This window comes from Ahrensia sp. 13_GOM-1096m (assembly GCF_000620605.1).
Lineage (GTDB): Bacteria > Pseudomonadota > Alphaproteobacteria > Rhizobiales > Rhizobiaceae > Ahrensia > Ahrensia kielensis.
This window is the reverse complement of record NZ_JIAX01000006.1, coordinates 291,620-304,727: the sequence shown is the minus strand read 5'-3', so window position 1 is coordinate 304,727 and position 13,108 is coordinate 291,620. Positions and strand designations below refer to the sequence as shown.

12 protein-coding genes are annotated in these 13,108 nt (G+C 47.7%); 9 read left to right on the top strand and 3 right to left on the bottom strand.

Annotated elements, in window-relative coordinates:
- Window positions 1–59 precede the first annotated feature (59 nt).
- Window positions 60–956, top strand: coding sequence for a polyphosphate kinase 2 (gene ppk2 / locus N530_RS0101830; RefSeq protein ID WP_026479297.1), 897 nt, complete (start codon window positions 60–62; stop codon window positions 954–956).
- Here ppk2 and N530_RS0101825 read toward each other — a convergent pair.
- Window positions 953–2,032: a hypothetical protein gene (locus N530_RS0101825; RefSeq protein WP_155851894.1), complete on the bottom strand. Its 1,080-nt coding sequence runs from the start codon at window positions 2,030–2,032 to the stop codon at window positions 953–955. The genes ppk2 and N530_RS0101825 overlap by 4 nt on opposite strands.
- Before the next feature lie 282 nt (window positions 2,033–2,314).
- Between N530_RS0101825 and N530_RS0101820 the strand changes: the two genes are divergently transcribed.
- The 4 genes from N530_RS0101820 (at window position 2,315) to pgi (ending at window position 7,788) form a co-directional block, all read left to right on the top strand.
- Window positions 2,315–3,280, top strand: coding sequence for a nitronate monooxygenase family protein (locus N530_RS0101820; protein ID WP_026479295.1), 966 nt, complete (start codon window positions 2,315–2,317; stop codon window positions 3,278–3,280).
- A 219-nt stretch (window positions 3,281–3,499) separates the two neighbouring features.
- Entirely contained in the window at window positions 3,500–4,015 is a 516-nt protein-coding gene (locus tag N530_RS0101815) for a L,D-transpeptidase (RefSeq protein ID WP_026479294.1), read from the top strand.
- A gap of 257 nt (window positions 4,016–4,272) precedes the next feature.
- Window positions 4,273–5,949 (top strand): long-chain-fatty-acid--CoA ligase, encoded by a 1,677-nt coding sequence (locus tag N530_RS0101810; protein WP_035266063.1) that lies wholly within the window; start codon window positions 4,273–4,275, stop codon window positions 5,947–5,949.
- Between the two features lie 207 nt (window positions 5,950–6,156).
- On the top strand, window positions 6,157–7,788 hold the full coding sequence (gene pgi / locus N530_RS0101805) for a glucose-6-phosphate isomerase (RefSeq protein WP_026479292.1): 1,632 nt from the start codon (window positions 6,157–6,159) through the stop codon (window positions 7,786–7,788).
- Here pgi and N530_RS0101800 read toward each other — a convergent pair.
- On the bottom strand, window positions 7,785–8,315 hold the full coding sequence (locus N530_RS0101800; RefSeq protein WP_155851893.1) for a hypothetical protein: 531 nt from the start codon (window positions 8,313–8,315) through the stop codon (window positions 7,785–7,787). The genes pgi and N530_RS0101800 overlap by 4 nt on opposite strands.
- 173 nt (window positions 8,316–8,488) lie before the next feature.
- Between N530_RS0101800 and N530_RS0101795 the strand changes: the two genes are divergently transcribed.
- The 4 genes from N530_RS0101795 (at window position 8,489) to N530_RS0101780 (ending at window position 11,620) form a co-directional block, all read left to right on the top strand.
- Window positions 8,489–9,034, top strand: a complete 546-nt coding sequence (locus N530_RS0101795; RefSeq protein ID WP_026479290.1) for a DUF2975 domain-containing protein — start codon at window positions 8,489–8,491, stop codon at window positions 9,032–9,034.
- Window positions 9,034–9,246: a helix-turn-helix transcriptional regulator gene (locus tag N530_RS0101790; RefSeq protein ID WP_018688771.1), complete on the top strand. Its 213-nt coding sequence runs from the start codon at window positions 9,034–9,036 to the stop codon at window positions 9,244–9,246. Before N530_RS0101795 ends, N530_RS0101790 begins: the two co-directional genes overlap by 1 nt.
- A 60-nt stretch (window positions 9,247–9,306) precedes the next feature.
- Window positions 9,307–11,103: an IlvD/Edd family dehydratase gene (locus N530_RS0101785; RefSeq protein WP_026479289.1), complete on the top strand. Its 1,797-nt coding sequence runs from the start codon at window positions 9,307–9,309 to the stop codon at window positions 11,101–11,103.
- Between the two features lie 61 nt (window positions 11,104–11,164).
- Complete coding sequence (locus N530_RS0101780) at window positions 11,165–11,620, top strand: NUDIX hydrolase (protein ID WP_026479288.1); 456 nt, start codon at window positions 11,165–11,167, stop codon at window positions 11,618–11,620.
- On the opposite strand, the gene N530_RS0101775 is transcribed toward N530_RS0101780, so the two are convergent.
- Window positions 11,592–13,088 (bottom strand): inorganic phosphate transporter, encoded by a 1,497-nt coding sequence (locus N530_RS0101775; protein ID WP_026479287.1) that lies wholly within the window; start codon window positions 13,086–13,088, stop codon window positions 11,592–11,594. The two genes, N530_RS0101780 and N530_RS0101775, sit on opposite strands and share 29 nt — an antisense overlap.
- Window positions 13,089–13,108: the final 20 nt, after the last annotated feature.

Sequence of the window (13,108 nt, the reverse complement as noted above, 5' to 3'; positions counted from 1 at the left end):
ACCAAAACGGAAGCCCTAGCTTTCGCAAACCTATGTGAAACATAAATGACGGATCAATCATGAACACCAAGAACGATAGCCGCGCGATCACGATCTCTTTTGACGGCAAGGATCATGTTTTTGATATTGACGACCCTAAAATGCCTGACTGGGTCGAAGACAATGCGATGATAGCTGGTGGTTATCCCTATGATAAAAAACTCAAGCGGAGCGATTATGAGGACGAACTCGAAGCGCTACAAGAAGAACTCGTCAAATTAAAAAGCCATATGGTTAAAACCGGCGAGCGCATGATCATCGTTTTTGAAGGACGCGATGCAGCTGGAAAAGGCGGAACCATCAATGTGCTGACCGACTATCTCAACCCGCGCGAAACAAATGTTATCGCCCTGTCAAAACCAACAGAGACCGAGCAGGGGCAGTGGTATTTTCAGCGCTATGTGAAGCATTTCCCGACCTCTGGCGAAATCACCATCTATGACCGCTCATGGTATAATCGCGGCGGCGTGGAGCCTGTGATGGGTTTCTGCACACCAGAACAACATGAAAAGTTTTTGTTTGAAGTACCGGGCTTCGAAAAAGTAATTTCCGATGAAGGTATTCATTTCTTCAAATTCTGGCTCAATATTGGGCGCGCCACACAGCTGGAACGTTTTCACGACCGTCGTCACAGCAAACTAAAACATTGGAAGCTTTCAGGCATCGATATTGTTGGCATGTCAAAATGGGATGATTATTCCAATGCGCGAGATCAGATGATTAAAGCGACACATACCGACAATGCTCCTTGGAACATTGTGCGCTATAATGACAAAAGACGCGGCCGTTTGGAGGTTTTAAGACATGTGCTTTCAAACATGGAATACGAAGGAAAATCTGAAAAAGTCATCGGGAAAGCCAATGATAAAATCATTGGACAAGGTTATGACTTCATTGAAGAGACCAACCGCAGCTAATTATTGAGCAGGCGCGCGCGTGCCACTAAGAGCTTAATAGCGCGCGCTTCATTTTCTATGTCTGTCACAATTTTCAAAATACCCTGCTTAGAAGCACGAGCATCAGAGGGAACCTGAACCTGCATTAAATATTCTTGAGGCGCTTGCCCCAGATTAAAACGAAGCCGCCCACAATCACCCAGCGCACCAAGATCACATGTCACCGACATTTGTGTTGGTGCATCATCATCAGCATGCGCAATAAAGCTGATTTGCATTGTGCGCCCCGGTGCTTGCTGCATCAAGCTGAGCGGCACATCAATTTGAACTTCAGCTTCATCATTGGGCGTAACAAGATAAACGAAATCACCAAACGGATCAGTCATCATCTCCGCTGTCGCACCAGCGACAAGGCCAAGTGTTGTCGGATCATTGGGAGAGAAGAGCTTCACCCATTCATCATCATTGGCCGCGCTATCAAGCGTTGCCGGCGCATTAGATGTGCCCGGATCTCGGCCCTCAAAGCTTTCGCTTTCCAGAACTTTCTTGGGATTTGGCACGGATGTATCGCGTGCCTCCTCGCTCTTAAATCCATCGGTCGTGAATATCCAGAAGAAGCCAACACCTAGAAAGGAAACCAACACTGCAGCCGTGAGCATTTTTGCAAACGGTGCCCTTGTCCCTTTTTTACGTCCTTTTTTTTCACTTGAGTTGGGCGAAGGTTTTGCGCTTGCCATTTCAGGGCGTGGCTCAACATAAAGTGAAGGCTCATCCCGAGTATCTCTCATCGGCGGCGGCGCTGTAACCGGTCCGTCCAATGTTGGTTCTGTGCGTTGTGCAACGGGCGCTTGTTGAGGCGCAGGCGGTGCTTTAGCCGCAGGTTTTGGTGCAGCCTTTAAGTCAGCTTCAATCGTGCGAATAACATCGGCTAACCGTTTGTTCTGTGCGTCAAGAGCTTCTTTCGTAACGCTGCCCCGCGCTTCAAGTGAGCGTTGCATCGCACTCGCCGCAGATTCATAAACCTTACGTCTAAAAATAGGGCTATCAATATCGCCCTTTTTCAATGCGGCCCGCAATGCGGTTTCCAAGTTACTCACGAGAGCAATTCCTACTTTTTTCGGCTCAAACGATTTGCGCTGCGCCCATAACGTCTTTGGGACATGGCACAATTATACATAATTGAAAAGTATAAGGAACTTTTACCGCTGTGGATCAACACTTAATCCCCATGAACGTCATTCCTAAGCCAATGCAGAAATATCATCGGTTCCGCTCAATTTATTAACGGTTGAGCTAATCTGCTAATTGCAGAAACTATCTTGCCTAAAAGTGCGAGTTGATTTAATTGTCATTTACGTAAACGTCAATGAGGAGCCATTATGACACTGCCTGCGATTTTAAAAGACAATTTGCGTTTGCCTGTTGTGGCAGCACCTCTTTTTATCATTTCTCACCCGCCCCTTGTTATGGCGCAGTGTAAAGCGGGTGTGGTTGGTTCCTTCCCAGCATTAAATGCACGCCCAGAAGCACAGGTTGATGAATGGTTGGCGGAGATTACAGAAGGTTTGGCAGACCATAACGCGGCTAACCCAGATAAACCTGCAGCGCCTTTTGCTGTGAACCAAATCGTGCATCCATCAAATAAAAGGCTGGAGCATGATTTACGCATGTGCGTGAAGTACAAAGTGCCAATCGTCATCTCGTCGCTTGGTGCAGTGCCAGAAGTCAATGCAGCAATCCACTCTTACGGCGGCATCGTGCTGCATGATGTGATTAATAATCGCCATGCCAATTCCGCCATTCGCAAAGGCGCAGACGGCCTTATTGCCGTTGCTGCCGGTGCTGGCGGCCACGCTGGACCTTTGTCACCATTTGCGCTCATTCAAGAAATTCGCGAATGGTTTGACGGTCCGCTCCTCCTATCAGGTTCAATAGCAACTGGCGGCGCCGTGCTTGCAGCGCAAGCGATGGGCGCTGACATGGCCTATATCGGCTCGCCTTTCATTGCCACAGATGAAGCCCGTGCGGCTGATGGTTACAAACAAATGATCGTTGATAGCGCAGCGAAAGATATTGTTTATTCCAATTACTTTACGGGAATCCATGGCAACTATCTCGCGCCTTCTATTGAAGAGGCAGGCATGGACCCAGCAAATCTACCCGAAGCTGACCCGACCAAGATGGATTTTGATGAAGCCTCTAAAGAAGGCTCCAAAGCGTGGAAAGACATCTGGGGTTGCGGCCAAGGTATTGGCGCAGTCAAATCTGTCGGACCAGTGGCGGATCTCGTTGATCGTCTTGCTACAGAGTATACTGCGGCCAAAGCCAAACTCGCCAATAATTAACATTTCCTTTTGAACGCGTTCAATTGGGTTCACATAACTTTGATGAGCAGGTTCTGGATTTATTAAACACTTTCCAGCACTCTTCTCATATGTAGCTTTGCCCGTTTTTAATGACGGGCAAAGAGAACCTGCTTCTTACGCTGTTTAAAAACTGGATTTGTTCACATGATTACAAGACGTAGCCTTCTACTTGGCGCTGCAGCCTCCGCCCTAATTTCAATGACAAGCGGAGCGATGGCAAAAAGCAAAGCGCAAGGCTTTACTGTTGCGCGCAAATTTTTACCTCAATCGGTACGTTACAAATCTAACTACAAACGCGGTACAATCGTTGTCGATCCACGCAATCATTTTCTTTATTTAATTGAAAACTCCGGCCGTGCACGTCGTTATGGTGTTGGCGTTGGTAAAGCGGGACTTGCCTTTAAAGGCACAGCAACCATTCGCCGTAAAGCCAAATGGCCAACGTGGACCCCAACGGCAAATATGATCCGCCGCGAACCTGGCAAATATAAGAAATACGCTGGCGGCGTTCCAGGCGGCCCAAGCAATCCGCTCGGATCTCGCGCGCTTTATTTATACAAAGGCAAGCGCGATACCTATTACCGTATCCACGGAACGACACAGCCATCATCTATCGGCCGCTCCGTATCCAACGGATGCATCCGTATGATCAACACCCATGTTGAAGATCTATATGACCGCGTTCCTGTTGGCGCTCGCGTCGTTGTACTTTAACGAGAGAGGAATAATCCTCTCTGCCGCCCTGTTTAATTAATAGACATAGCTTTCAGCCTGACATGAATAGCGCATTTATTTAATGCCGCCCTTTTATGTCAGGCTTTTTTAGAGTATAAGTTTGACGTTAACGTCAAAATCTCTTGCGTTTGAAAAAATGCTCTTTAGGATGCTTCTTAATGACACATGGATGCGGAGCAGCTTAAGGCTGCCGTGCGGTTGGGAGACTGCGCGAGCAAAATCGCAAGGGAGGCAACATGACCAAGAAAAAATTGGAACGCATTTGGCTTAATTCATATCCGAAAGGTGTGCCAGCTGAAATCAATCCATTGTCTGAAAACTCATTGAGCGAGTTTTTTGATATTTATTTGAAAAAATTCGCCGAAAAACCTGCCTTCACATGCATGGGTAAAATGATGACCTATGCACAGCTTGATGCTGAGGCAAAAGCATTTACGGCTCATCTTCAGTCGAAAGGGTTCGTTAAAGGCGACCGCATCGCAATCATGATGCCGAATGTACTTCAATACCCTGTGGTTATGATTGGCATACTACGCGCAGGCTTAGTTGTGGTGAATGTAAACCCACTTTATACACCGCGCGAACTTGAACATCAGCTCAAGGATTCTGGCGCAAAGGCGATTATCCTTCTTGAGAACTTTGCCGGAACCCTACAAAAAGTCATAGGGAAAACGGATGTTCGGCATGTTATCGTTGGCACGATAGGCGATACGCTTGGCTTTAAAGGCCACATCGTCAATATGGTTGTTCGCCACGTAAAGAAAATGGTCCCAGCTTGGTCCCTACCCGCACATATTAGCTACAAGGACGCGATAGCGGACGGCAAAGGCAAGACAGCAAAACCTGTGCCGCAGGAATTATCCGATGTCGCTTTCCTACAATATACGGGCGGCACAACTGGTGTGTCTAAAGGCGCAACGCTAACACATAACAATATTCTATCGAATATCGTGCAGGCCAAAATGTGGTTCGATGTCGGTTATCGCAGTATGGGCAAGCCAGATACCATCAACTTTATTTGCGCCCTACCGCTTTATCATATCTTCGCACTTACTGTGAATGCCTTTGTGGGCATCAAAGAAGGCGGGCACAATGTGCTGATCACCAACCCAAGGGATATTCCTGCGTTTGTGAAAGAACTCGAGAAAATCGATTTCCACTGCTTCCCGGCCCTCAACACACTCTTTACAGCGTTGATGAATAATGAGGATTTTAGAAAGCTAGATTTTTCTAAACTTCGCATGACATTTGGTGGCGGTATGGCCGTTCAAGTGCCCGTTGCTAAACGCTGGAAAGAACTAACAGGCTGCCTCATCACACAAGGATATGGCTTGTCCGAAACATCCCCTATTGCAACAGGCATGCGTATGGATGCGACCGAATTTAAAGGCACAATAGGACTACCAATGCCTTCAACGGATATCGCTATTCGCGATGAGGCTGGCAATGACATGCCGCTTGGCGAAGTTGGCGAAATCTGTATTCGCGGACCGCAAGTTATGGCTGGTTACTGGAACCGCCCTGATGAAACTGCGAAAGTCATGACGAAAGACAACTTCTTCCTATCCGGCGATATGGGCTATATGGACGAAGCTGGTGAAACGCATATTGTTGACCGCAAAAAAGATATGATCTTGGTTTCTGGCTTCAATGTTTATCCAAATGAAGTCGAAGAAGTCGCTGTGATGCATGAAGGCATTCTGGAGGCAGCTGCCGTTGGTGTTGCCGATGAACACTCTGGTGAAGTCGTCAAGCTTTTCGTCGTCAAGAAAGACCCTAATCTTACCGAAGACGATGTGAAAAAACACTGCGCTGCAAACCTGACGAACTACAAACGTCCGAAACTTGTAGAATTTCGCGACGACCTGCCGAAGACCAATGTGGGCAAAATTTTACGTCGAGAACTGCGCTAAGCAAAACGAAGGCTTAGCGCTAAAACGATGTCTATTAACGCAGATATGCTTATTGATGCATATCTGCGTACTATCCTTAGCACCCCAAGAAACATCCTGAACCATTAGAATCGTAGCAAAAACACTACTGAACGTAAATTTTAATCGATTTAGCTTCACGCTGTCACAATAATTTGCTAAAGCCAACGGCAACACATGGAGCCGATGATGACCAGCAAATCCAAAGCAATCGAAGCCTTGAAATCCCACTTTGAAAACGATGCGCCCAAAGATATGCGTGCTGCCTTTTCAAACGACCCCAAGCGCTTTGAAAAGAACTCGGCCACATTTGATGATTTGCTTCTTGATTGGTCAAAATGTGCCGTCAACGATCAGACACTGACTTTGCTTGAAGATTTAGCGCTCGAAAAGAACGTCGCCTCCAAACGTGATGCGATGTTTAATGGCGAGCACATTAACATTACGGAAGACCGCGCGGTTTTACATACAGCGCTTCGTAATCGCTCGAACCTTCCTATTATCGAAGACGGCAAGGATGTGATGCATGACGTCAACGCCGTACTCGATCAAATGGGCGTATTTAGCGAAGGCGTGCGCTCCGGCGAGATAACAGCTTCAAATGGCAAAAAATTCACAGACATCGTCAATATTGGCATTGGCGGATCAGACTTAGGCCCTGCGATGGCCGTTCTTGCACTGGCCCCTTATCATGATGGTCCGCGCTGTCATTTTGTCTCCAATATTGATGGCGCTCACATCGCCGATACATTGAAGAATGTTCAGCTTGAGACAACACTTTTCATTATCGCCTCAAAAACATTTACAACAATCGAGACAATGACCAACGCGCAAACTGCGCGCCGTGCAATTGTTGAGGCGCTGAGCGAAGATGCTGTTGCACATCATTTCTGTGCTGTTTCTACCGCGCTGGATAAGGTTGCTGACTTTGGCATTAATGAAGACCGCATTTTTGGTTTTTGGGATTGGGTTGGTGGCCGCTATTCACTTTGGGGCGCTATCGGCCTTCCTGTCATGATGGCAATCGGCGCAGTGCGTTTTGGTGAGTTCCTCGATGGCGCACATGCGATGGATAAGCATTTCAAAGATGCACCTACCCGAAAAAACCTTCCCATGATGCTGGGGCTTATCGGATATTATCATCGCGCTATTTGTGATTACTCAACACGCGCTGTTATCCCTTATGATCAGCGCCTTTCACGATTGGCCGCCTACCTGCAACAGCTCGATATGGAATCGAACGGCAAAAGTGTCACTTTGGATTCGCAAAGCGTCAGCGGCCCATCGGGCCCTATCGTTTGGGGTGAGCCTGGTACAAACGGCCAACACGCTTTCTTTCAGCTACTCCATCAGGGCACAGACATAATACCGGTTGAGTTTATTGTTGCAGCCACGGCCCATGAAACCGGCATGGACGTGCATCACCAGCTATTGCTTGCAAATTGTTTTGCGCAATCAGAAGCTTTAATGAAAGGGCGCACCCTTGAAGAAGCTCATCAACAACTTACCGACAAAGGCATGGCGAAAGCTGAAGCGGACCGCCTAGCGCCGCACAAGGTGTTTTCTGGCAACCGTCCATCCACAACACTTGTTTACAAGAAGCTCACTCCCTTTGCGCTTGGCCGCCTGATCGCGCTTTATGAGCACCGCGTTTTTGTTGAGGCGCAGCTTTATGGAATCAATGCCTTTGACCAATGGGGTGTTGAACTTGGCAAAGAGCTTGCAACAGCGCTCTTACCCGTTGTGCAAACAGGTAAAGGCGCTGCCAAGCTGGATAGCTCCACGGCAGCTCTCGTCAAATATGCGTTAGATAATCGCTAGTTACACGAAGGAATATTTACAGGACTGCTCCCTGTTTGCGACACCAACTTACGAATATCTACATTACGAGTGAGGATAAAATAATCCTCCGATGGCGCCCTTCGTATCCATGTTGTGAGCAAAATTGGTTTATCAGGAATCTGGCTTTCTGCACAGCCAGTTGCACTCACTGAAAAACGGCCTTCGCCTTCCACGCCAGCAGCGTTAAGAGCTTTGATGCGAGTTTGTAAGGCTTTCATGGAGACCGCATCCTCTTCGGATAGCCTTGCTATGGCAAGCCGAGAGCCATCCTGCGTACCAATTGAGATGCCTTGCCCCGGAATAGCATTTTCATCGATCACAGGTTTATAAACCTCAACAAAACGCGTCACCTCATCACCTGCATCAAATGACATCGTAACACTGATATCTCCATTGCGAACCCGCAGATAGTGCGGACTACGCACGGCGAAGCGCATATCGCTTGGCTTGGCATCCAACGGCGATAATTGAGAGAGCTTCACCATAGAGGAAACTGGAGTTGTCATGCATCCGCTTAACGGTGCAAGGCATATGAAGGTCGCGAGCATGCTCGCCTGCCGTTGAAATTTTGCTGTATTTAAAGTCACTTAAACGCCTCTACACAAATAAAATCTTGCAATGCGGATATTTATTATTGTAAAACAATAATTATTGCAACGTTTACTTGATGAGAAATATAATGATCGACAAACAAATTACACGAATGATCCAATTGAGCTGTGCAATGCGCTGGCTTTGCTGGCTCTCCATATGCCTCGTTGCACTGGCAAGCATCGCTACGGGCGCAACATGGTTCTTTGAACGCACAGCCTTGGCGGACCATTATACAAACACTTCCTTTTCTGCCGAAAATGTTTCAATTTTTGCACGCGCAACGATCATCCTCATTAATAGTGTAACTGTTATATTCATTTGCAGAGGTCTTGCTGCACTTGCCAGCCTGTTTGCGGCACTTCAACAAAGAGAAGTGCTGACGACACATTCTACGGGCCAATTACGCCTTGCAGGTTTCTGCCTCTTATTCGTCGCTATTTATGGCATTGCAGCCCGAACAGTCTCAATCCTTATCCTCACCAATGACAATCCATTCGGCGAGCGAGAGCTTGTCATCGGCTTTGGAACAAACGAACTTTTCGCATTACTGATGGCTGGAACCTTATTCGTTCTGGGGCATGTATTGTCGATCGCCGCATCGATAGAAGAAGAAAATAAAGGGTTTGTGTAATGCCCATTATTGTTCAACTTGATGTCATGCTTGCTAAACGGAAAATGCGTTCAAAAGAGCTCGCAGAAATAATTGGGATTACAGAGCAAAATGTTTCGCTGTTAAAATCTGGCAAAGTACGTGGTGTGCGCTTTGAAACATTGGAAAAAATCTGCGAAGCGCTGGATTGCCAACCTGGTGATCTCTTAGAATTTACAACAGAAGAAAAGTAACCGCTTGATGCAAAATAGCGTATGGCATAATCACACTATATATAAAATTTAGAGGAAATGATGAGCAAAGCGCCCAAACGTTTACGTAGCCAAGATTGGTTTAATAATCCTGACAACCCTGGCATGACTGCCTTGTACCTTGAGCGCTATTTAAACTTTGGCCTGACGCGAGAAGAGCTCCAATCAGGAAAGCCAATCATCGGCATTGCGCAAACCGGATCTGATCTTTCTCCTTGCAACCGTCATCATATTGAGCTTGCGAAACGTGTGCGCGACGGCATTATTGCCATGGGCGGTATTCCAATTGAATTTCCTGTGCACCCTATTCAGGAAACAGGTAAGCGCCCTACGGCAGCACTCGACCGCAACTTGTCTTATTTATCATGCGTTGAAGTACTTTACGGCTATCCAATTGATGGCGTTGTGCTGACAATCGGATGTGACAAAACCACACCTGCAATGCTCATGGCTGCAGCCACTGTCAATATTCCCGCCATCGCATTGTCTGTTGGGCCAATGCTGAACGGTTGGTGGAAAGGCGAACGTGCAGGTTCTGGCACCGTAATCTGGAAAATGCGCGAGAAGCTTTCTGCTGGCGAAATCGATTATGATGAGTTCATGGATGCAGCGGCGGCTTCAGCGCCTTCCGTTGGCTACTGCAACACTATGGGCACAGCCACGACAATGAACTCGCTTGCCGAAGCGCTTGGCATGCAGTTACCGGGATCAGCGGCAATACCTGCGCCTTACCGCGAGCGTGGCCAGATGTCCTATGAGACAGGCAAACGCATTGTCGAAATGGTGCATGAAGACCTCAAGCCTTCAGATATTATGACGCGTGAAGCATTTGAAAATGCAATCGTCATCAACTCGGCGATTGGCGGCTCCACCAACGCGCCTATCCATTTGAATGCAATTGCACGGCACCTTGGCGTACCGCTGACAAATGATGATTGGCAACAGCTCGGCCACAAAATTCCACTTCTGGTAAATCTAATGCCGGCTGGTGAGTATCTGGGCGAAGATTATTCGCGCGCAGGCGGCGTTCCTGCCGTTGTTATGGAGCTCATGAAAGCGAACCTATTACCGCACCCATCAGCGTTGACTGCCAATGGCAAAACAATGGGTGACAATTGTGGGCAGGCTAAAAACGCCAATGAAGATGTCATCAAAACCGTCGCAAACCCAATGATGGAAAATGCAGGGTTCATAAATCTGACAGGTAACTTGTTTAACTCTGCTATTATGAAAACCAGCGTTATCTCAGAAGAATTTCGCAACCGTTATTTATCAAACCCTGATGAACCCGATGCCTTTGAAGGCAAAGTTATCGTATTTGATGGGCCGGAAGATTATCATCACCGAATTGATGACCCAGCAGAAGGCATTGACGAAAACACAATTCTTGTCATGCGCGGCACTGGCCCTATCGGCTATCCGGGTGGAGCGGAAGTTGTTAACATGCAGCCACCTGCTTACCTCATTAAAAAGGGCATTACATCATTGCCTTGCATCGGTGATGGGCGTCAGTCAGGCACATCAGGATCGCCGTCTATTCTCAATGGTGCACCTGAGGCAGCGGCTATGGGTGCAATCGCACTTTTGAGAACGGGCGACCGCCTTCGTGTCGATCTGAACAAAGCAGAAGTCAATATTTTGATGGATGAAGCTGAGCTACAGCAACGCAAAGAAGCGTTGGCGGCTGAGGGAGGCTATCCTTACCCCGCTTCGCAAACGCCTTGGCAGGAAATTCAGCGCGGTATTGTTGATCAATTTGATGAGGGTATGGTGCTCAAGAACGCGACAAAATATCAAGCAATTGCCCAAAAGATTGGGCTTCCGCGCGACAGCCATTAATTATCGCTCCTTAAATTTAAAGAGCGTTGAAAACCTATAGGAAGCACTTAAAAGAAAATCCATGAGTGATAAAAAAAAGGACCACCGTGTTGGGATTATTCCCTTCTCCGTGCGCGGCGATTTAATCGCCGTGCTTTTTGTGACGTCGCACACCCGCGGGCGGTGGATTTTGCCGAAAGGTCGTTCAAAAAAGGGCGAAACTGATAACGAAGCCTCACTGCGTGAAGCTTTCGAAGAAGCAGGCATTAAGGGCAAAGTACTAACCGACTTTCCCATGACGGTGATGATCGACAAGTCAATTGGCGACGGCACAACCGAGCGCGTTCCGGTAACTTATTACCCAATGTATGTGCGCAAGCAAGTTGATGAATTTCCGGAAAAGGAAAGCCGCGAGCGGCACTGGGCATTACTTGATGATGCGCCACGCGTTGCTTATCACGATGACTATCTTGAAGTGATAAAACAATTCAAACGTCTCGCACCGAAAATCAAAGAAGCTGCAAAAGCCAATAAATAATAGCCGATAATAGCGCGGATGCTGGAACTGTCACCACCCATGCGGCAGCAATAGACAGCGCAAAGTTACGGCGTACCAAACGACGTTTTCTGTGTGCTGCAATTGCGTCGAATGCGTCGTCAGCCGTTGCGTTGAGTTTATGGCCAGGGCGCAATTTACGCTTATTGGGATTTTCAACATATTCTCTTAAAAAGCCGACACCGAACACGGCGCCAATCGCAATATGTGTTGAGCTTACAGGCAGGCCCAAATTACTCGCTATTAGCACAGTCACAGCCGATGAAAGAGCAACACAACATGCGCGCGGTGAATTAAGGCGTGTGATTTTCTCACCAACAACAGCGATTAGTTTTGGACCAAACAAAGCCAAGCCAATTGCTATTCCAAAGGCCCCCACAACCATAACCCAGATCGGGATACCGACCTCTCCTGCCACCCCATCAGTGCCTGAAAGCGTGGAAACGATCGCCGCTAGCGGCCCAACAGCATTGGCCACATCATTGGCACCATGGGCAAATGAAAGCAGAGCAACACCAATAATAAGGGGCACATCAAAAAGCCCGTACATGTCTTTTTTGGTATTTTTCCGTCCGATAATTTTGCGAGCAATATGAGGTTTTGCAAACCAATGGGCGATTACAAATGCGAACGCGGAAGCGATTATGATTTCTAGCGATGACGGCTTCCAAACCTTATTCAGTCCCTTTGTCGCCATATAAGCCGTAAAGGCAGCCGCCATGACTGCGATCAGGATCGGAACCCATTTTTTTGCAGCCGTAATTCTGTCTTCGACGTTCAGGATTTTGATTTTAATTAGGTAAAGCAGGCCTGCGGCAACTGCACCGCCAAACACAGGTGAAATCACCCAGCTTGCAGCGATGAGGCTCATTGTATCCCAATCAACAAGGCCAAAGCCGGATGCAGCAACCCCTGCCCCAAGCACACCGCCAACGATTGAGTGTGTGGTTGATACTGGAGCACTTAGCCACGTGGCCAAATTGATCCACAAACCTGCTGCAAACAACGCAGCAAGCATAAGGAAGCGAAAATTCTGGGTGGAAATCTCACCGCTTTCTGGCGAGATAATACCCTTGGAAACAGTCGACACAACATCGCCGCCCGCAAGCAAAGCTCCGGCTGTTTCGCAAACAGCAGCAATAAGAACGGCACCAAGAACGGTTAGAACCTTACCGCCAACGGCCGGCCCCATATTGTTTGCAACATCATTGGCACCAATATTGAGCGCCATGTATCCGCCGACAATGGCAGCGATGACAACGATAAGCGTTTCATTGCCTAAATCTGAATATAAATGGCCGACCAGAAAGCCTACAATTGCTAAAAACAGCACAGACAAACCAAGCGGGACAACAATTCCTCGCATACCAAAAAACTGAGACTGTCCATATTCGAGACGTCGCAGATCGTTTACATAACGGTTTTCAGGATTTTTCGCGGGGGTGGTCAAACTTGTACTCCGAATTTCTC

What these genes read in the sequence shown, in the direction of transcription:
- N530_RS0101810 (WP_035266063.1), top strand. Translation starts at nt 4,273, where the DNA reads ATGACCAAGAAAAAATTGGAACGCATTTGGCTTAATTCATATCCGAAA.
- N530_RS0101795 (WP_026479290.1), top strand. Translation starts at nt 8,489, where the DNA reads ATGATCGACAAACAAATTACACGAATGATCCAATTGAGCTGTGCAATG.
- N530_RS0101785 (WP_026479289.1), top strand. Translation starts at nt 9,307, where the DNA reads ATGAGCAAAGCGCCCAAACGTTTACGTAGCCAAGATTGGTTTAATAAT.
- N530_RS0101780 (WP_026479288.1), top strand. Translation starts at nt 11,165, where the DNA reads ATGAGTGATAAAAAAAAGGACCACCGTGTTGGGATTATTCCCTTCTCC.
- pgi (WP_026479292.1), top strand. Translation starts at nt 6,157, where the DNA reads ATGACCAGCAAATCCAAAGCAATCGAAGCCTTGAAATCCCACTTTGAA.
- N530_RS0101820 (WP_026479295.1), top strand. Translation starts at nt 2,315, where the DNA reads ATGACACTGCCTGCGATTTTAAAAGACAATTTGCGTTTGCCTGTTGTG.
- N530_RS0101800 (WP_155851893.1), bottom strand. Translation starts at nt 8,315, where the DNA reads ATGACAACTCCAGTTTCCTCTATGGTGAAGCTCTCTCAATTATCGCCG.
- N530_RS0101790 (WP_018688771.1), top strand. Translation starts at nt 9,034, where the DNA reads ATGCCCATTATTGTTCAACTTGATGTCATGCTTGCTAAACGGAAAATG.
- ppk2 (WP_026479297.1), top strand. Translation starts at nt 60, where the DNA reads ATGAACACCAAGAACGATAGCCGCGCGATCACGATCTCTTTTGACGGC.
- N530_RS0101815 (WP_026479294.1), top strand. Translation starts at nt 3,500, where the DNA reads ATGACAAGCGGAGCGATGGCAAAAAGCAAAGCGCAAGGCTTTACTGTT.